Origin of the sequence: Pseudoalteromonas sp. D15MCD-2 (assembly GCF_038562745.1) — a bacterium.
Classification (GTDB): Bacteria; Pseudomonadota; Gammaproteobacteria; order Enterobacterales; family Alteromonadaceae; genus Pseudoalteromonas.
In genome coordinates this window covers 624,232-643,965 of the sequence record NZ_JBCFQE010000001.1, presented here as the reverse complement: position 1 = coordinate 643,965, position 19,734 = coordinate 624,232, and the positions used below count along the sequence as shown (strand labels likewise).

The following is a 19,734-nucleotide window of genomic DNA, read 5'->3' as shown; positions in this document are numbered from 1 at the left end:
GCAAATAACGTCTAGATTTAACTCAAAATTACGCTTTTATTTAAATAATCTTCATAACCGCTTTTATGGTTGCAGCAATTAACTATCTTAGTCGTCCTTATTTCTTCGCAGGTTCTTGTTCTGTATGACTTATCTGCTAGCAGCCTTGTTATAGTTATTAATTTTTAAATAGATAACTAAAACTATTCGCCAAGTGACGTGGCTTAGAAGTTTTGTTATAACACTAAGGTAATGGTTTAAGGGGCATTTATAATCTATGCAAAAGTTACTCGCTATTTTTAGTTTAGTGCTCATGTTATGTGCGTGTGATATGCAACAGCAACCGTCGCAACTTGCTCATATCAAGGCACAGAACAAAATTAGAGTAGGCACATTAGCTGGCGCGAGTAACTACTATCAGGCTCCACAAGGTGTGCAAGGCTTTGAATATGAGCTTGCCCAAGAGTTTGCTGACTATGTTGGTGTAGAGCTCGAGATGGTGCCCTTTTTTAATCTATCCGATATGTTCGCACGCTTAGAAAGTGGCGATTTAGATATTATAGCTTCAGGTCTTACCTATAATACGATTCGGGCAGAGCATTATCGATTTGGCCCAACCTACCGAACAATTAGCCAAAAATTAGTTTATAAACAAGGCCGTACTCGCCCTCGAGAGTTTGAGGATTTAACCGGTAATCTCACTGTTTTAGCCAAAAGCAGCCACTCGTTGGCACTACAGCAATTAAAACAATTGCATCCTGAACTTAGCTGGAACGAAACAGAAGACATGGATGAAGAAGAGCTTCTGCAAGCAGTTATCGACGGTGAAATTGATTACACCCTAGCAGATTCACACACCTTATCGCTGTTTCGCCGCTATCACCCAAATTTGAGTATCGGCTTTTCGGTTACCCGTAACGACCCTATCGCTTGGTTACTAAGAAAAGATGGTGACGACTCTTTATATGCCTTGATGGTGCCATTTTTTGGCGACGTTAAGAAAAGCAACCAGCTTTATGTGTTAGAAGAAAAATACTTCGGCCATGTTCGTCAGTTTAACTATGTGAACACGCTTGCTTATATCGAAGCAATAAAAGACACCTTACCTAAATACCAACCTTGGTTTGAGCAATACGCAGGTAACATAGACTGGCGATTACTGGCAGCTTTGAGTTATCAAGAATCAATGTGGAACCCAAGGGCTAAGTCACCAACCGGTGTACGTGGCATAATGATGCTAACCCAAGCAACAGCAAAACAGGTCGGCGTAACAAATCGACTAGAGCCTGAGCAAAATATTAAAGGCGGTGCGCAGTATCTTGCCAAAGTGATTTCTTGGATCCCTGAACGCATTCCGCAGCCCGACAGAACCTGGTTTGCCTTAGCCTCTTACAATGTTGGCTGGGGACACGTCAACGACGCACGCATTATTACCGAGCAAGAAGGTGCAAGCCCAGATAAATGGGCTGATGTTAAAAAGCGCTTACCGCTTTTAATTAAAAAGCGCTACTATCGAAAAACCAAATATGGTTATGCCCGTGGCGATGTTGCAGTAAAGTACGTTGATAATATCCGTCGCTATTACGACGCACTGGTTTGGCTTGATGAAAATGATGCGATTGCTAACCCAAGCGAAAAAGAACAAAGCACTGAAGAAGCTCAACCTGAAGCGCAAGCAAGCGAGCCAAAGCCAAATGACAACACGCAACAAACCAACTCAGAGCAGCAAGAATTAGAAAACAACTAACCTCAAGCACCGAAATCTGTTTACTTGTCATCAAATGATCATTATCTTTTATTAGAAATGGAATGGACCATGCCATGCTTTACTCTCACTTAAGGAGCACTCATGTTAAAAAGAAGACGTACGACACATAAGTTCAAGCGTAATGTTATTTACTCAACGGCGACCCGCCGTCGTATCATGCTACGTAATACACACAAAAAAGTTATTTGGCGTCGCCGCTTATTTGCGATGCAGTTAATGGAAGCACAAGTTCCTGCAACGCCGGTTGTATAACTAGGCGTTGCGAGCAGCCTGCTTTGCCGCCTTTTTCTCTTCTCTACGACGCTTAAAAAACGCAGATATCACCGCCCCACACTGCTCACTCATAACATCGCCGGTTACTTCAACTTGATGATTAAGCCTAGGCTCTTGCAGCAGATTCATAATTGATCCTGCCGATCCCGTTTTGGCATCTTTAGCACCAAATACCAATCGCTTAATGCGGCTATGTACCAACAGGCCTGCGCACATAGAACAAGGTTCTAACGTTACATACAGGGTGCAATCGATTAATCGGTAGTTATTAAGTACTTTACCTGCTTCGCGGATTGCCATCATTTCAGCATGAGCGGATGGGTCGTTATCGATAATTGAGCGGTTATAACCATAGGAGATCAGTTGATTGTCTTTTACCAGCACAGCACCAACCGGAATTTCATTAATCGCAGCCGCTTCATTAGCGTAGTTTAATGCTTTTTCCATCCAATATTGGTCGCTAAATTGTTCGCTCATATATCACACAAATCTTGTAAAACTGTGAGTAATTATACCTAGTTAGTGAAAAATGTCGGCAATAAATACTGCTACACTTAAAAATTAACGCAAAATTTAGTGGCTTTTTCATGGCTCAATGGACCCATATTGCGCTATAATCTCGCGCTTTTTTTATTTAGCTTACAACACGGGTAGCAAATGAAATTTCCTGGACGCCGCAGGCATAAACATTATTTTCCGGTGGAAGCCAAAGATCCACTGACGAATCAACTTAACTCAACCGACCGACTACAACGTAGTTATATTACGGGTATCGACCAAATTGTGGTAGATATTGAAGCGAAAGTTGATCAAGCTTTCCTAGATGAATTTCAATTGCGCCGTGGCATGTCGCAAGTGATCGATAACGATATTACCAACGCGCTATACGACAGACTAAAACTCGACAATATGATCGATTATGAGTTTGCCGGTGGTACGGTAGGTAACACCATGCACAACTACTCTACCCTAGCTGACGACCGATCAGTACTGTTAGGGGTAATGAGTGAAAATATCAAAATCGGCAGCTATGCATACCGTTTTTTATGTAACACCTCTAGCCGCGTTGACCTTGACTACCTTCAGCCTGTAGATGGCCCAATTGGTCGTTGTTTTACCTTAATTGACGAGACCGGTGAGCGTACCTTCGCAATCAGCGCGGGGCTAATGAATCATCTTCGCCCTGAATCAATCGATCAGGCACTTATTGAGAATTCATCAGCACTGGTTATCAGCGCATACCTAATGCGTACTCAAGGTGATGAAACCATGACAGAAGCCACCATGCAGGCAGTAAAATATGCCAATGATGCAGGTGTCCCTGTGGTTTTAACCCTTGGCACTAAGTTCCTAATTGAACAAGACCCTGCTTGGTGGGCTGACTTTGTAAAAGAGCATGTTGATATTCTTGCTATGAATGAAGAAGAAGGTCTTGCGATTACTGGCTTTGAAGATCCGCTTCTAGCTGCCGACAAAGCGCTAGATTGGACTGATTTAGTTATTTGTACGGCTGGCGAAAAAGGCTTATTTATGGCCGGTTACGTAGACGACTCATTCAAGCGTGAAACAGAATACCCGCTATTACCAGGCGCGATTGCTGACTTTAACCGTTATGAATTTTCGCGCGCAATGCGTAAAGACGACTGCCAAAACCCTATTCGTGCGTACAGCCATACAGCACCGTTTATGGGCGGCCCAGATAGTATTAAAAATACCAATGGTGCGGGCGACTGTGCGCTAGCTGCGGTACTGCATGACTTATCAGCAAACGTTTACCACAAACTTAATGTGGCAAACTCAGCGAAGCATCAGCAACCTGCTATGACCTACTCATCACTTGCACAAATTAGTAAATACGCTAACCGTGCAAGTTATGAAGTACTTGTTCAGCACTCGCCACGTTTATCTCGTGGCTTACCTGAACGTGAAGATTGTTTAGAGCAAGTTTACTGGGATCAGTAAGCGCGACTAAAAAATTGAAATATCCAGTTTCTGGGATAAACGCTCAAGAGCCGCTATCCCAGCTACTGAGTTACCATACGAGTTAAGTCTTGGCGCCCACACAGCCACAGTAAATTGATTTGGTAATACAGCTAATATAGTACCAGATACCCCTGACTTACCCGGCATACCAACACGGTAGCCAAAATCCCCTGCAGCATCGTATAAACCACTGGTAAACAGTAACGAGTTTAACTGCTTATTTTGCCTTGCACTGAGTACTTCTTGGCCATTGGCATCTTTACCTTGGTTTGCTAAGTAATTGTAAGCTTTTGCTAATTCTACGCAGTTTAACTCTATGGCACAGAAGTTAAAGTAAGCCCATAACACATCATCAACTTCATTATTAAAGTTGCCGAATGACTTCATTAGATGCCCCATCGCGGCGTTGCGATGACGAAACTCATATTCAGAATTTGCCACTTTCTTATCAATAACAACCTGAGCATTTCCTGATAACTGGCGAAACGACTCAAGCATAGAGTGCATCGGCGCAGATAAACGGCTATATAACGCGTCACAGGTGACAATCGCACCGGCATTAATAAATGGGTTGCGTGGTATGCCCTGTTCAAACTCAAGCTGTGTAAGTGAGTTAAAAGCGGTGCCTGATGGCTCTTTACCAACTCGTTGCCACAGCTCATCACCATAACGCTGAAGTGCTAAAGTTAAGGTCATTACTTTCGAAACAGATTGAATTGTAAAACGTGCACTACAATCACCCGCGCAATAGGTTTGCCCATCTACTGTATGAATAGCAATGGCAAACTGGTTTGGCTCAACCTCTGCAAGCGCAGGAATATAATCAGCAACCTTACCTTGGCTCAGTAATGGTTGAACTTCTTTTGTGATTTCATCTAATACATGTTGATAATCAATCTGTGACATACCGCGTCCTTTAAAACAAAAAGCCCCGCATTTGCGAGGCTTTGTAGTCTACTAAAGATGGTTTGCTATAGCGATTGCTATTAGCTCATCGCTGATTGCAGTTTTTTCATTGCTGTTTTTTCTAGCTGGCGAACACGCTCTGCTGAAACGTTATATTTCTCAGCAAGCTCTTGTAATGTCGCTTTATCGTCAGCTAACCAACGTGCACTTACGATGTCTTGAGAACGTTCATCAAGGGTTTTTAAGGCGCTGAATAAACGTGCATGAGACTGTTCTTGCCATTGCTGCTCTTCGATATCATCAGCAAGGTCAGCACTGCCATCTGTTAAATACTGTACTGGCGAGTATGTGCTTGTCGGTGCGTCGTCATTGTCGTCGCCCGTTAAGTCAAAGCCCATATCTTGGCCACTCATACGTGATTCCATCTCACGTACTTCTTTTTCACTTACACCTAGCTCATTAGCAACTGTGCTAACCTCAGCTTGGTTAAACCAACCTAAACGTTTTTTGTTTTTACGTAGGTTGAAGAATAATTTACGTTGCGCTTTAGTAGTTGCAACTTTCACGATACGCCAGTTTTTAAGTACGTATTCATGAATTTCAGCTTTGATCCAGTGTACTGCGAATGAAACTAAGCGAACACCTACACTTGGGTCGAAACGTTTTACCGCTTTCATCAGACCGATGTTACCTTCCTGAATTAAATCAGCTTGCGGTAAACCATAACCTGAATAGCTTTTCGCAATATGAGCAACAAAGCGTAGATGCGACATAATGAGTTGCTTCGCAGCTTCAAGATCACCTTCTTCCTGAAGACGTGTCGCCAACTGCTTTTCTTTCTCTGCATCAAGCATAGGAATAGTGCTAACCGCTTGAAGGTAGCCGTCCATACTTGCGCTCTGTTGACCTGCAGTAAGTGCCATTGCGTATAAATCTTTACTCATTTTTCACCTCAGTGATAAACATTTGAAACCATCTTAGCACTCTTTAAGCGAGAGTGCTAACTTCAATTAAAAACTTTTTTAAAGTTCAAATCAAGTGGTTTTTGTATCTATTTTTAGTCTACGCTAACACGCTGAATAAGCGATGAATTCTAGCTTGGAGTGATATTTTGATAAATTAACAGCGACTACTATTTATCGCTAAAAGAGCAGTGTAACAACGAATTGTTACACTTTATCGGGTTCAATTTCTTTTATGTAGCGGTTAACTGATAGGTAAGAACCAACAAATCCTAAGCCTGTTGCAAGAGCGACTAAAATGCCAAACTCTGAGAGTGTTAAACCAATTAAGTCAAAGCTGGTTTCATAAACACCCGCCACATCACTTACAGCAGCACCAAGCCACCACATCATTAATGCAACACAAATAAAAGAGAACAAACCGCCAATAATACCGTACCAAATTCCTGTCCATAAAAATGGTGCATGAATAAAGGTGTTTGTCGCCCCTACTAACTTCATCACTTGAATTTCATCTTTCTTATCCATAATTGATAAGCGGATAGTATTACCAATGATCAGAGTGACGGAGGTTAATAATAGTAGAGCAATGGTGATCACGCTTTCTTTTAATAAACTTAAAAGTGCATTTAATCGCTCAAGCCAAGCAATATCGAGTTTACCAAAATCAACTTCTCTTTCGCCTTCAAGCTTGTGCAGTAATTGTTTTGCCGTATTTGGTTGACGGTATCGTGCTGTCGGCGTAACAATAACAACATCAGGTAACGGGTTCGCATCTAAATATTCAAGTGCTTGGCCAAATCCTGATACTTGTTTAAATTCAGTGAGGGCATCGCCTTTTGATATAAACTCCACTTTATCTACTTCAGGGTAGAGTGCTAAACGCTTAACAAGGGTTTGCGTTTGCTGTTCGCTCATAGTTTCTTTTACGAACAACGAGATCTCTGCGGCATCTTCAAAGCCACTGCTCACTTGCGAGACATTTTTAACCACTAAATAAAGCGTCGCTGGCAGTGTTAAGCTTAACCCCAATACCGCAATGGTCATCAATGAGGCTAAAGGCGTTCGCCACATTTCACCGAGGCTGTGCACACCTTGGCGAATAAGATTAATAAAGAAGAAATAAGGCGCTGCTAAAAATGACTTCTTCTGACGTTCGTTTTGGCTGTTGCGGCTTTTAAACAATAAACTCATAGTGCCCCCTCAGCTAACGGATCGTCAATCATACGGCCATCTTTCAGAGTTAGACTGCGATAACGCATACGCGCTATTAAACCAATATCATGGGTTGCAATCAGCACGGTTGTACCATGATTATTAAAGTCTTCGAATAAACGTAATATGTCCATTGAAAGTTCAGGGTCTAAGTTACCAGTTGGCTCATCGGCTAATAGGATTGGCGGTGAATTAACGATAGCGCGAGCAATACCAACACGCTGCTGCTCACCACCTGATAAGGTTGCTGGATTACACTTAGCTTTATCAAGTAACCCGACTTTATCAAGCGCACCGTGAACACGTTTAGCTATTTGCTTATGGTGCGTACCTTCAATGATTAAAGGTAAGGCAACATTATCAAACACTGAGTAACGTTCTAGTAAGCGGTGATTCTGAAAGATGATACCAATATCGCGGCGCACATAAGGGATCTGGCGCGATTTAACAGCATTTAAATCAACACCATTAATAAGCACCTGCCCGGCTGATGGACGCTCCATCAAGCTGATAAGCTTCAATAATGTACTTTTACCTGCCCCACTGTGCCCGGTTAAAAAGGCCAGTTCACCAGGCTTAATATGAAAGCTGACTTTTTCAAGGGCACGATGGCCACCTGGATATGTTTTACTGACTTGCTGAAAATTTATCATTTTAGTTATCAATCATCTTGCAGCGAAAAAGGGAGCAAGCTCCCTTTAGTTAATTATGCGTCATCCTCGTCTTGGCTAAATAGTGCATCAATAAAGTCACCACTATTAAAGGTACGTAAATCATCAATACCTTCACCAACACCAATGTAACGAATTGGGATATTAAATTTATCTGCAACGGCGAAAATCACACCACCTTTAGCGGTACCATCTAGTTTAGATAAAGTAATGCCCGTTAAACCAACACATTCATTAAATAATTTAACTTGGCTAATTGCATTTTGACCTGTACCTGCATCAATAGTTAGCATAACTTCATGCGGCGCATCTGGGTCAATTTTCTTCATTACACGGGCAATTTTTTCAAGCTCTTGCATTAGGTTATCTTTATTTTGCAAGCGACCTGCTGTATCAGCGATTAACACATCAGCATTACGAGCCTTTGCAGCCTGAAATGCATCAAATACCACTGACGCACTGTCTGCACCTGTATGCTGAGCAATCACTGGGATGCTATTACGCTCACCCCATACTTGCAGCTGCTCAACCGCTGCAGCGCGGAACGTATCTCCGGCAGCAAGCATCACTGACTTACCTTCGCTTTGGAACTGCTTAGCTAATTTACCAATCGTGGTGGTTTTACCTACACCATTTACACCCACCATTAAGATAACAAATGGCTTTTTGTCACCACTTACAACCAGCGGCTGCTCGGCGGTTTTAAGCATACTAGCCATTTCTTGCTTCATTAACTCATATAAAGCATCGCCATCTTTTAATTGCTTACGATCAGCGGCATCGGTTAGGTTATCAATCAACTTCATTGTTGTATCAACACCTAAATCGGCTGTTAGTAATTGTGTTTCTAGTTCTTCAAATAACTCATCGTCAATTTTCTTACCACTAAAAATAGACGCAAAGCCTGAACCAATATTAACGCGAGTTTTTAATAGACCTTTTTTAAGGCGTGCGAAGAAACCTTCTTTCTTTGGTTTTTCAGCAGCGGCTTGAGCAGCTTTCTCTTGCTCTAAACGCTCAGCTTCTGCTTGTTCTTCAGCAATGCGTTCTTGCTCTAAGCGCTCCGCTTCTGCCTTCTCTGCAGCAATGCGTTCTTGTTCTAAACGCTCCGCTTCTGCCTTTTCTGCAGCAATGCGTTCTTGCTCTAAACGATCCGCCTCTGCTTTCTCTGCAGCAATACGTTCTTGCTCTAGACGATCCGCTTCTGCTTTTTCTGCAGCAATACGTTCTTGTTCTAAACGATCCGCCTCTGCTTTCTCTGCAGCAATACGTTCTTGCTCTAGACGATCCGCTTCTGCTTTTTCTGCAGCAATGCGTTCTTGTTCTAAGCGCTCCGCTTCTGCCTTCTCTGCAGCAATGCGTTCTTGCTCTAAACGTTCCGATTCTGCCTTTTCTGCAGCAATGCGTTCTTGCTCTAGACGTTCTGCCTCGGCCTTCTGCGCAGCAACTTGCTCGGCTTCACGCTGTGCCTGTTCTGCTGCAGCACGCTCTTGCTCTAATTTCATTGCTGCTTCTTGCTCAGCAAGACGAGCTTGTTGTTCTTGACGTTGTTGTTCTGCCGCCTGCTGTTCTTGAGCTAAACGTTCAGCTTCTGCTTGTTCTGCCGCAATGCGTTCTTGCTCTAAACGTTCAGCTTCTGCTTGTTCTGCCGCAATGCGTTCTTGCTCTAAACGTTCTGCTTCTGCCTTTTCTGCAGCAACACGTTCTTGCTCTAAACGCTCAGCTTCTGCTTTTTCTGCCGCAATGCGTTCTTGCTCTAAACGTTCCGCTTCTGCCTTCTCTGCAGCAACACGCTCTTGTTCTAAACGCTCCGCCTCAGCCTTTTCAGCAGCGATACGCTCTTGTTCTAAACGTTCAGCTTCTGCTTTTTCAGCAGCGATACGCTCTTGCTCTAAACGTTCAGCCTCTGCCTTTTCTGCAGCGATTCGCTCTTGCTCTAAACGCTCCGCTTCTGCTTTTTCAGCAGCGATACGCTCTTGTTCTAAACGTTCAGCTTCAGCCTTTTCGGCTTCAATTCGCTGTTGTTCTTCTATTTGCTTCTGGTTATCAGCCTCTTTTGCTGCTTGCTCTGCTTGTTGCTTATCTGATTTGCCAAAACCAAACCAAGACAGGAATTTACTTTTTTTTGCCATACTTGCTAATAACCACTTATAAAAATCTGATAAACTTACATGAATAATAGTTTGGTGACAGTTCAGCTTTTTAGCCAAACATAAACAGGTACCATCTATCGCTAAGGTCGCAATACTATCACTTTTAGCGCAGTAGAAAAATGACACGCTAGCTATTGCATACAATATTATCTGAGCTAGTGGTCAGTTACCAATGATTAGTGAGTTAAATGAGAAAAAAATCAACAGCTAACCGCCAAGCAAAAGCAGCGAACAATAAATCAGCAAATGGATTTATTCGTATTATTAGTGGGCAATTTCGCGGTAGAAAATTACCCGTAAAAGATGTGCAAGGCTTGCGCCCAACCACAGACCGAATAAAAGAAACTGTATTTAACTGGCTAATGCAAGATACCCGAGGCGCAGCGGTACTCGATTGCTTTGCCGGTTCCGGCGGTTTAGGTTTTGAGGCGTTATCGCGCTTTGCTGATCATGCTGTGTTTTTCGAACTAGATAAAGGTGCCGCTAGCCAACTAAAAGAAAACATTAGCACCCTTAAATTGGATAATGCCGTCGTAAAACAAGGCAATAGCCTTTCATTATTAGAACAAAACATGCAAAACGAGCAATTTGATCTAATTTTTGTTGACCCGCCATTTCGACAAAACTTGGCTGAAAAAAGTTGTTTTTTACTCGAAAAAAATAGCTGGTTATCTGCCCAAGCACTTATATATGTTGAGGTCGAAAGCGAACTAAGCGACTTAGACACCCCAGATAACTGGATGCTTTTAAAAGAAAAAACTGCCGGGCAAGTGATTTGTCGGCTATATCAACGCGAGACAAATTAACTCTGTTTTGCAAACCTAGTTTCTGTTAATATTATTCTTTACATGTGGTGTTGCTTCGGATTACAATACCGCACCATTTTTGAACCACTTGGTCGTTATTCGATCAACTTGAGCAACGCTCATTATTTAGGTAGGTGAATTTTTAATGCCAGTAATTAAAGTAAGAGAGAACGAACCGTTTGACGTAGCACTTCGTCGCTTCAAGCGTTCATGTGAAAAAGCAGGTATCCTTTCAGAAGTTCGTCGTCGCGAGCACTATGAAAAACCAACAGCTGAGCGTAAGCGTAAAAAAGCTGCTGCAGTAAAGCGTCACATGAAGAAGCTTTCTCGCGATAACGCACGTCGCGTTAAATTATACTAATCAGTATTTGGTCTTGTATAAATGAGCCTTTTATTAACGCTAAAAGATGCGCAAAAAGATGCGATGAAGGCAAAAGACAAAGAACGTCTTAAACCTATCCGCATGGTACTTGCTGCAATCAAGCAACGTGAAATTGATGAGCAAATTACGCTTGACGACGACGGTATTACCGCTGTTTTAGTAAAGCTTGTTAAGCAACGTCGCGATTCTTACACCCAGTACATTGATGCGGGTCGTGAAGATTTAGCTGAAATTGAAGCCAGTGAGATTAAAGCACTTGAAGAATTCTTACCTCAACAATTGAGTGAAGAAGAAATCATTGCTCTTATTGACTCGGCTATAGCTGATACAAATGCAGCGGGTATGCAAGACATGGGTAAGGTAATGGGAGTTATCAAAAGCAAAGCTGAAGGTCGTGCCGATTTAGGTAAGATTTCTGGCTTAATCAAGCAACGATTAACTGCCTAACCCCCACATACAGATGTATGATTCAAGCAAACCGAGCCTAGTGCTCGGTTTCTTGCTTTTAGTCTTTCATAAACACAGTAATTGTGTTCAAATCTTATTTTACAACGCATAGATAGCGCAGGAAAATACAACAGCTATGGCCGGAAAGATCCCTCGACAGTTTATTGATGATTTACTCGCTCGCACAGATATTGTTGAGTTAATTGATTCGAGAGTTGGCCTTAAAAAAGCAGGTAAAGACTACCAAGCTTGTTGCCCATTCCATAACGAAAAATCACCTTCATTTACCGTTTCTCAAGATAAACAGTTTTACCACTGCTTTGGTTGTGGTGCCAATGGCAATGCAATTTCGTTTGTCATGGAATATGACAAATTAGAGTTCGTTGATGCTATTGAAGAATTAGCGAGTATGCTCAATTTAGACGTACCTCGCGAACAAGGCACAAGTTCCGGCCCGCAACGCACTGCAGAACAAAAGCGCTCCGATTACGATTTAATGTTACATGCTGCTCGCTTTTATCAGCATCAGTTAAAGCATCATGCCAACTCAAAAACGGTTATCGACTATATCAAGGGTCGTGGTTTAAGCGGTGAAACAGCGAAAAAATTCATGATTGGTTATGCGCCAAGTGAATGGGAAGCGCTATGCCAGCAACTTGGCCGCAACAAAGAACAAAAAGAGCAGCTTGTAGAACTAAAACTAGCCTCTGAAAAGTCGCCAGGTCGTCAATTTGACTTCTTCCGTGATCGACTCATGTTCCCTATTCGCGATAAACGCGGTCGGGTGATTGCCTTTGGTGGCCGTGTTATGCAAGCGGATCAAGGTCCTAAATACCTTAACTCACCAGAAACCCGTATTTTCCATAAAGGCTTTGAGCTTTATGGTTTATACGAAGCCAAGCAAGCACATAAAAAACTTGAACATATTTTAATTGTTGAAGGGTATATGGATGTTGTTGCTTTAGCTGAGCAAGGCATCGAATATGCCGTTGCCGCCCTTGGCACAGCAACGACCGCAGAACATATGCACACTTTATTTAGAACCACAGATAAAGTGATTTGCTGCTACGACGGTGACCGTGCAGGTCGCGATGCAGCTTGGCGTGCACTAGAAAATGCACTGCCTTATCTTGGTGATGGTAAGTCGTTAAAGTTTGTGTTTTTACCAGATGGTGAAGACCCTGATTCACTGGTACAAAAAGAAGGTAAAGACGCTTTTGAAGCTAGGTTAAGCGAAGCGGATGATTTTACTAAGGTGCTGTTTAATAAGCTCAGCCAAGAGATAGACCTAACTCAAGACGCAGGTAAAGCAAAGCTCCTTAGTGATGCCCTGCCACTAATTGAAAAAATCCCTAGTGATTTTTACCAAGAAAATATTTTGGAACATCTTGGCCGCTTAATTGGTCGAACAAGAGAGCAGTTAAATAATCGCGTTAAGTCGCCAAAGCAACAGCATGCGATTGAGCGTAAATTTAAAATAACACCAATGCGTCAAGCGATTGGTATTTTATTGCAACACCCAAATTTGGCGACCAGCATTGCTTATATGCCAGAATTAGCTGAGATGAAAATAGCCGGTATTGAGCTATTTTTACGCATTCAGCACTTAGCACTAGAACGTGAAGGTATCACGACGGCGCAAATTTTAGAGTCATTTAGGGATGGCGCTGAATATGACGCGTTAGTGAAACTAGCAACTTGGCAGCACCAAATAAATGACGATCGTTTAGAGACGGTTTTTAAAAATACTTTTAAATTTATTGAAGACCAGTGTTTAAATTATCGACTAGAGACCCTATTAATAAAAGACAAGACCCAAGGCTTAAGCAGCGAAGAAAGGCTAGAATGCCACTTACTGACGCAAGCGTTAAAAGGCAGCAACAGCTAGTCAGAATTGAATAATGCTGTTATACTGTGCTATTCACTGCGTCTAGTTAGTTTTCGTGTCGCTTAATTAGTAAGCGAGCTGGCGCCTGTTGTATCAACTTTCAGAGTGGAAGAATAAATCTCTATGGATCCAACTCCTCAGTCACAATTAAAGCTTCTGATTCAAAAAGGTAAAGAGCAAGGTTATTTAACTTTTGCAGAAGTTAATGATCACCTTCCACAAGACATTATCGACTCAGATCAGGTAGAAGATATCATTAGCATGATTAATGATATGGGTATCAAGGTAAGTGAAAACGCACCTGATGCCGATGAATTAATGATGCAAGAAACAACGACAGACGAAGACGCAGCAGAAGCCGCGGCAGCTGCACTTGCGACTGTAGAAAAAGAGATCGGTCGAACAACTGACCCTGTACGTATGTATATGCGTGAAATGGGTACTGTTGAACTTCTTACGCGTGAAGGCGAAATCGTTATCGCTAAGCGTATTGAGGAAGGTATTAACCAGGTACAGATTTCAGTTGCTGAATACCCTGAAGCAATTACTTATCTACTAGAGCAATGGGACAAGTTCGAAGCAGAAGAAATGCGCTTAAGCGACATTATCTCTGGTTTCTTTGATCCTAATAATGAAGAAGAATCACAAATCTCTGCAACACACATCGGTTCTGAGTTAAACGAAGAGCAACTCGACGAAGAAGACGACGAAGACGATGATGAAGATGACGACAGTGATGACGATGATGATAGCGATGGCGACACAGGTCCAGATCCTGAAGAAGCTCGTATTCACTTCGAAAACTTACGTGAGCTTTATAACAAAGCACGCGAAACGTTCGAAGAAAAAGGTCGCTCGCACCCGGATTCACTTGAAGCTATTGCAGAAATAGGCGAACTATTTAAAACCTTTAAATTAGTGCCAAAACAGTTTGACCGCATGGTTAACAACATGCGTGAAATGATGGACCGCGTTCGTGTACAAGAACGTATCATCATGAAACAAGCTGTACAAATTGCTAAGTTACCGAAAAAGAGCTTTATCAAGCACTTTGCTAACAACGAAACAGACACAAGCTGGATTGACCTTGAGATTGCTGCAAACGAGAAATACTCAGTAGCACTTGAAACAGTTAAACCAGAAATCATTCGTTGCATCAGCAAACTAAGTGCAATTGAAGAAAGCACAGGCCTTAGCATCGAACGAATTAAAGATATCAACCGCCGCATGAGTATTGGTGAAGCGAAAGCTCGCCGTGCGAAGAAAGAAATGGTTGAAGCGAACTTACGTCTTGTAATTTCAATTGCGAAAAAATACACCAACCGTGGTTTACAGTTCTTAGACCTTATCCAAGAAGGTAATATTGGTCTAATGAAAGCGGTTGATAAGTTCGAATACCGCCGTGGTTATAAGTTTTCTACTTATGCAACATGGTGGATCCGTCAAGCAATCACGCGTTCGATTGCTGACCAAGCACGTACCATCCGTATTCCTGTGCACATGATTGAGACGATCAACAAATTAAACCGTATCTCTCGTCAAATGCTACAAGAGATGGGTCGTGAGCCGAGCCCAGAAGAATTAGCTGAGCGTATGTTAATGCCTGAAGACAAGATCCGTAAGGTACTTAAAATCGCTAAAGAGCCAATTTCAATGGAAACACCAATCGGTGATGATGAAGATTCGCACTTAGGTGACTTCATTGAAGATACCACTATCGACTCACCTATTGATTCTGCAACCATGGAATCACTACGTGGCGCAACAAACGATGTACTAGCGGGCTTAACAGCACGTGAAGCTAAAGTACTACGTATGCGTTTCGGTATCGACATGAACACTGACCATACATTAGAAGAAGTAGGTAAACAATTTGACGTAACACGTGAGCGTATTCGTCAAATCGAAGCGAAAGCGTTACGTAAATTACGTCACCCTTCTCGCTCTGACTTACTGAAAAGCTTCTTAGATGCTAAGTAATTTAGTATCGCGTTATTAACTAAAAGGCCGCTGTTGCGGCCTTTTTTCTATTCGAGAGATATTCATGGCTTGGATCCAAATTCGCATCAACGCAAATGCAGACAACGCAGAATTAATCAGCGACTTACTCATGGACACTGGCAGTGCGTCAGTCACCTATGTTGATGCCAAAGATACCCCTATTTATGAGCCAAAACTTGGTACTGTGCAGTTATGGGCTGATACCACTGTGATTGGCCTGTATGACGCTAACCATGATATGGACAGCGTAGTAGCAACATTAAATGCTGAAGCAACACTCGCCGATAAGCTCGTTTATAAAATTGAACAGCTTGAAGATAAAGATTGGGAACGTGAATGGATGGATAACTTCCACCCTATTCAATTCGGTGAGCGCTTATGGATCTGCCCAAGCTGGCGCGATATTCCAGATCCTGATGCGGTTAATGTATTACTCGACCCAGGCCTTGCGTTTGGTACAGGTACCCATGCAACGACTGCGCTTTGTTTAAAATGGCTAGAAAGCCAAGATTTAACAGGTAAAACTGTGGTCGACTTTGGTTGTGGCTCAGGTATTTTAGGAATTGCTGCGATCAAACTCGGCGCTGAACGTATGATCGGTATCGATATAGATCCTCAAGCTATTGAAGCAAGCCGCGATAATGCAAAACGTAATGGCGTTGCAGATAAACTTGAAGTGTATTTACCTGAAGATCAACCTGAGTTTACAGCCGATATTGTGGTTGCAAACATCTTAGCTCAACCACTTCGTGAACTACATGAAGTGATTTTAGGTCTTTTAAAACCGAATGGTAAAATTGCTATGTCAGGCATTTTAGAAGAACAAGCTCAGTCTGTAGCCGATGTTTACGCCCCGTTTTTAGCACTTGATGACGTGGCTGTTGAGGGTGAATGGACCCGAGTCAGCGGCATCAAGAAAGCCTAAATAGCACTAGAGTATTTACTCAAACATAATAGGTAAAGCCAGTATTTAACAGGCTTTACCTTATTTTTACAGTTAGTAGTTTCTCACTTTTTTGTGAGTAAAATTTTTTCTGTTCAAATAACAAACAAATCAACCTACCCGTCAAACTGTTATCAAAAGTCAATACGAAAAGGGCAAAAAAAAGTCACTTTTGTTCAATTTATAGCCTTTGATTTTTGCTAAAAAAGCCGTAAACTTAGCGCCCCTTGAAAAGAGGCCAATTGAATAACAGTGCGTATCGGTTCATACCAACTTGAGAACAATGTAATTGTCGCGCCAATGGCAGGCATTACAGACAGACCATTTAGACAACTTTGCCGTCGCTTAGGTGCGGGCCTTGCTGTTTCTGAAATGCTCTCGTCAAACCCGAAAGTATGGAAAACCGAAAAATCGATGAACCGTATGGATCACAGCGGTGAGTCGGGAATTCGTTCGGTGCAAATCGCCGGAGCCGATCCTGAGCTTATGGCACAGGCAGCACAATTCAATGTCAGCAATGGTGCACAGATCATAGATATCAATATGGGGTGCCCAGCTAAAAAAGTGAATAAGAAACTCGCAGGCTCTGCCTTATTACAGTTTCCTGAATTAGTACAAGAGATACTCGATGCCGTTGTTAATGCTGTCGATGTCCCTGTCACTTTAAAAATCCGTACTGGATGGGATCAGGATAACCGTAATGGTGTCGAGATTGCGAGAATAGCTGAACGTTATGGCATTGCCTCACTGGCAGTACATGGGCGAACGCGCGCATGTATGTATAAAGGTGAAGCAGAGTACGCCACAATTAGGGATATTAAACGTTCAGTGTCTATCCCTGTCGTTGCCAATGGTGATATTACTTCACCAGAAAAAGCAAAGCAGGTTTTGGATTATACGGGTGCAGATGCCATTATGATTGGTCGAGCCGCCCAAGGTCGCCCTTGGATTTTTAGGGAGATAGACCACTATTTGCGAACTGGAGAACATTTGCCAGCACCTGAAATTTCAGAAGTGCGTAGCATTTTGATGGAGCATTTAGACAATCTTCATCAGTTTTACGGGGAGCCAATGGGAGCGCGTATCGCTCGAAAGCATGTATCTTGGTATTTGCAAACCCATGACAGTGACGGTCAGTTTAGGCGAGTATTTAATGCGTTAGATAACCCACAGGCACAAGTCGACGCATTAGAAGAATACTTTAAAACACTAGCAGCTAACTAAGAAAGAAAGAGACATATAACGATGTTCGAACAAAACGTGACTTCTCCATTTATCACAAACCCTCATGTACAGTCACACGAGAAACCACAGCCGTTGCGTGATGCAGTGAAAAAAGCTGTTCATCACTACCTAAAGCAACTTAATGGTCAAGACGTACAAGACGTATACGACCTTGTTCTTTCTGAGCTAGAAGCACCATTACTTGAAGAAGTAATGACGTACACGCGTGGTAACCAAACTCGTGCTGCAATCTTACTAGGTATCAACCGTGGTACTTTACGTAAGAAGCTTAAAAAATACGGCATGAACTAATACTGGTTATATTGGACTCGTAGTAAGCCAGCATATTTATTTTGCTAATAAACGCTTACTAATCCAATACAACTGATATAAAAGTTTTTAATAAAAAGCACCTTAGGGTGCTTTTTTTATAGCTGTTAAAAACTATGCAAAATCCTCACGCTTTAAACGTCGTTTTTTAAAGCAGATTCAGTTAAAATACCGCCTTTCTAAGCTAGCTCAAACATTGAGGTAATCAAAACTACAATGGATACACATCGTCCAATTCGTCGCGCACTATTAAGTGTGTCAGATAAAACCGGTATCGTTGAATTTGCTCGCGCTCTTGAAGCACAAGGCGTGGATATTTTATCAACTGGCGGTACTTGCAAATTACTTGCTGATAACGGCATCAAAGTCACTGAAGTATCTGACCATACTGGTCACCCTGAGATCATGGATGGTCGCGTAAAAACACTTCATCCAAAAATTCACGGCGGCATCTTAGCGCGTCGCGGTCAAGATGAAGACGTAATGGAGGATCACAACATCTCTGCTATCGATATCGTTGTAGTTAACTTATACCCCTTCGCAAACACTGTTGCGAAAGAAGACTGCAGCCTAGAAGATGCGATTGAAAACATTGATATCGGTGGTCCAACTATGGTTCGCGCTGCGGCGAAAAACCATAAAGACGTAACTATCGTAGTTAATGCAAAAGATTACGACCGCGTAATCAGCGAAATGCAAAGCAACAACGGTTCAACAACGTATAAAACACGTTTTGATCTAGCTATTGCTGCTTACGAGCACACAGCTCAGTACGATGGCATGATTGCAAACTACTTCGGCAAAATGGTTCCTGACTACACAGAGGAAGCTGCTGAAGAGACTAAATTCCCACGTACTATCAACATGCAGTTCACTAAAAAGCAAGATATGCGCTACGGTGAGAACTCACACCAAGACGCTGCTTTTTATGTTGAAAACGACCTAACTGAAGCATCTGTTGCGACTGCAGTTCAACTGCAAGGTAAAGCACTTTCTTACAACAACATTGCTGACACTGACGCAGCATTAGAGTGTGTAAAAGAATTCGACGTACCAGCGTGTGTTATCGTAAAACATGCGAACCCTTGTGGTGTGTCAATTGGTGACAACATTCTTGAAGCTTATGATCGCGCATTCAAAACTGACCCTACATCAGCATTTGGTGGCATCATCGCATTCAATAAAGAACTTGATGCAGACACAGCTGAAGCTATTGTTGCTCGTCAATTCGTTGAAGTTATCATTGCACCTAAAGTATCTGAAGCTGCAGCCCAAATCGTATCTGCTAAGCAAAACGTACGTTTATTAGAATGTGGTGAATGGTCTGGTAATGCAACAGGTCACGACATCAAGCGTGTTAATGGCGGTATTCTAGTTCAAGACCGCGACCTAGGTATGGTAACGCAAGGCGACCTTAAAGTTGTATCTAAGCGTCAACCAACTGAGCAAGAATTAAAAGATTTATTATTCTGCTGGAAAGTAGCTAAATTCGTTAAGTCTAACGCAATCGTTTACGCACGTGACGGTATGACGATTGGTGTAGGCGCAGGTCAAATGAGCCGTGTTTATTCAGCGAAAATTGCTGGTATCAAAGCCGCTGACGAAAACCTTGAAGTAAAAGGTTCAGTTATGGCATCGGATGCATTCTTCCCATTCCGTGACGGTATTGATGCAGCAGCAGAGGCTGGCATCACCGCTGTTATTCAACCAGGTGGTTCAATGCGCGATGAAGAAGTTATCGCTGCAGCTGACGAAGCTGGTATGGCAATGGTATTTACAGGTATGCGCCATTTCCGCCACTAA

At 42.4% G+C, this 19,734-nt stretch carries 18 protein-coding genes; 12 read left to right on the top strand and 6 right to left on the bottom strand.

Features of this window, described 5'->3' with window-relative positions:
- The first annotated feature begins 256 nt into the window (after positions 1 to 256).
- Together mltF and AADY36_RS02920 are read left to right on the top strand one after the other, a co-directional pair.
- Complete coding sequence (mltF, locus tag AADY36_RS02925; RefSeq protein ID WP_054560974.1) at positions 257 to 1,726, top strand: membrane-bound lytic murein transglycosylase MltF; 1,470 nt, start codon at positions 257 to 259, stop codon at positions 1,724 to 1,726.
- A gap of 102 nt (positions 1,727 to 1,828) precedes the next feature.
- Entirely contained in the window at positions 1,829 to 1,999 is a 171-nt protein-coding gene (locus tag AADY36_RS02920; RefSeq protein ID WP_165385080.1) for a hypothetical protein, read from the top strand.
- On the opposite strand, the gene tadA is transcribed toward AADY36_RS02920, so the two are convergent.
- Positions 2,000 to 2,497, bottom strand: a complete 498-nt coding sequence (tadA, locus tag AADY36_RS02915; RefSeq protein WP_054560975.1) for a tRNA adenosine(34) deaminase TadA — start codon at positions 2,495 to 2,497, stop codon at positions 2,000 to 2,002.
- Between the two features lie 180 nt (positions 2,498 to 2,677).
- Here tadA and AADY36_RS02910 point away from each other — a divergent pair, with 180 nt between their 5' ends.
- Positions 2,678 to 3,982: an inosine/guanosine kinase gene (locus AADY36_RS02910; protein WP_054560976.1), complete on the top strand. Its 1,305-nt coding sequence runs from the start codon at positions 2,678 to 2,680 to the stop codon at positions 3,980 to 3,982.
- A gap of 6 nt (positions 3,983 to 3,988) precedes the next feature.
- Here the strand turns inward: AADY36_RS02910 and glsB are convergent, their stop codons facing one another.
- The 5 genes from glsB to ftsY all read right to left on the bottom strand — a co-directional run bounded on the left by glsB (position 3,989) and on the right by ftsY (position 9,889).
- The gene (gene glsB / locus AADY36_RS02905) at positions 3,989 to 4,909 is read right to left on the bottom strand and encodes a glutaminase B (protein WP_054560977.1); all 921 of its coding nucleotides are present in this window, start codon (positions 4,907 to 4,909) and stop codon (positions 3,989 to 3,991) included.
- 80 nt (positions 4,910 to 4,989) lie between these two features.
- Complete coding sequence (rpoH, locus tag AADY36_RS02900; protein WP_054551048.1) at positions 4,990 to 5,853, bottom strand: RNA polymerase sigma factor RpoH; 864 nt, start codon at positions 5,851 to 5,853, stop codon at positions 4,990 to 4,992.
- Positions 5,854 to 6,078: 225 nt separating this feature from the next.
- Complete coding sequence (gene ftsX, locus AADY36_RS02895) at positions 6,079 to 7,065, bottom strand: permease-like cell division protein FtsX (RefSeq protein WP_055022377.1); 987 nt, start codon at positions 7,063 to 7,065, stop codon at positions 6,079 to 6,081.
- Entirely contained in the window at positions 7,062 to 7,739 is a 678-nt protein-coding gene (gene ftsE / locus AADY36_RS02890) for a cell division ATP-binding protein FtsE (RefSeq protein WP_054560978.1), read from the bottom strand. Before ftsE ends, ftsX begins: the two co-directional genes overlap by 4 nt.
- A 53-nt stretch (positions 7,740 to 7,792) precedes the next feature.
- Entirely contained in the window at positions 7,793 to 9,889 is a 2,097-nt protein-coding gene (ftsY, locus tag AADY36_RS02885) for a signal recognition particle-docking protein FtsY (RefSeq protein ID WP_342409260.1), read from the bottom strand.
- A 209-nt stretch (positions 9,890 to 10,098) separates the two neighbouring features.
- Between ftsY and rsmD the strand changes: the two genes are divergently transcribed.
- The 9 genes from rsmD to purH all read left to right on the top strand — a co-directional run bounded on the left by rsmD (position 10,099) and on the right by purH (position 19,734).
- The gene (gene rsmD / locus AADY36_RS02880) at positions 10,099 to 10,716 is read left to right on the top strand and encodes a 16S rRNA (guanine(966)-N(2))-methyltransferase RsmD (RefSeq protein WP_054560979.1); all 618 of its coding nucleotides are present in this window, start codon (positions 10,099 to 10,101) and stop codon (positions 10,714 to 10,716) included.
- Positions 10,717 to 10,861: 145 nt separating this feature from the next.
- Positions 10,862 to 11,077 (top strand): 30S ribosomal protein S21, encoded by a 216-nt coding sequence (gene rpsU, locus AADY36_RS02875; RefSeq protein WP_002957797.1) that lies wholly within the window; start codon positions 10,862 to 10,864, stop codon positions 11,075 to 11,077.
- A gap of 21 nt (positions 11,078 to 11,098) precedes the next feature.
- Positions 11,099 to 11,545, top strand: coding sequence for a GatB/YqeY domain-containing protein (locus tag AADY36_RS02870; RefSeq protein ID WP_054551044.1), 447 nt, complete (start codon positions 11,099 to 11,101; stop codon positions 11,543 to 11,545).
- Between the two features lie 136 nt (positions 11,546 to 11,681).
- Positions 11,682 to 13,433, top strand: a complete 1,752-nt coding sequence (gene dnaG / locus AADY36_RS02865) for a DNA primase (protein ID WP_054560980.1) — start codon at positions 11,682 to 11,684, stop codon at positions 13,431 to 13,433.
- 123 nt (positions 13,434 to 13,556) lie between these two features.
- A complete protein-coding gene (gene rpoD / locus AADY36_RS02860) occupies positions 13,557 to 15,413 on the top strand; it encodes an RNA polymerase sigma factor RpoD (RefSeq protein WP_054560981.1) in 1,857 nt (618 codons plus the stop codon).
- 64 nt (positions 15,414 to 15,477) lie between these two features.
- A complete protein-coding gene (gene prmA, locus AADY36_RS02855; RefSeq protein ID WP_054560982.1) occupies positions 15,478 to 16,359 on the top strand; it encodes a 50S ribosomal protein L11 methyltransferase in 882 nt (293 codons plus the stop codon).
- Positions 16,360 to 16,629: 270 nt separating this feature from the next.
- On the top strand, positions 16,630 to 17,601 hold the full coding sequence (gene dusB, locus AADY36_RS02850; RefSeq protein WP_054560983.1) for a tRNA dihydrouridine synthase DusB: 972 nt from the start codon (positions 16,630 to 16,632) through the stop codon (positions 17,599 to 17,601).
- Positions 17,602 to 17,622: 21 nt separating this feature from the next.
- Positions 17,623 to 17,913: a DNA-binding transcriptional regulator Fis gene (gene fis, locus AADY36_RS02845; protein ID WP_002957804.1), complete on the top strand. Its 291-nt coding sequence runs from the start codon at positions 17,623 to 17,625 to the stop codon at positions 17,911 to 17,913.
- A 234-nt stretch (positions 17,914 to 18,147) separates the two neighbouring features.
- Entirely contained in the window at positions 18,148 to 19,734 is a 1,587-nt protein-coding gene (purH, locus tag AADY36_RS02840) for a bifunctional phosphoribosylaminoimidazolecarboxamide formyltransferase/IMP cyclohydrolase (RefSeq protein WP_054560984.1), read from the top strand.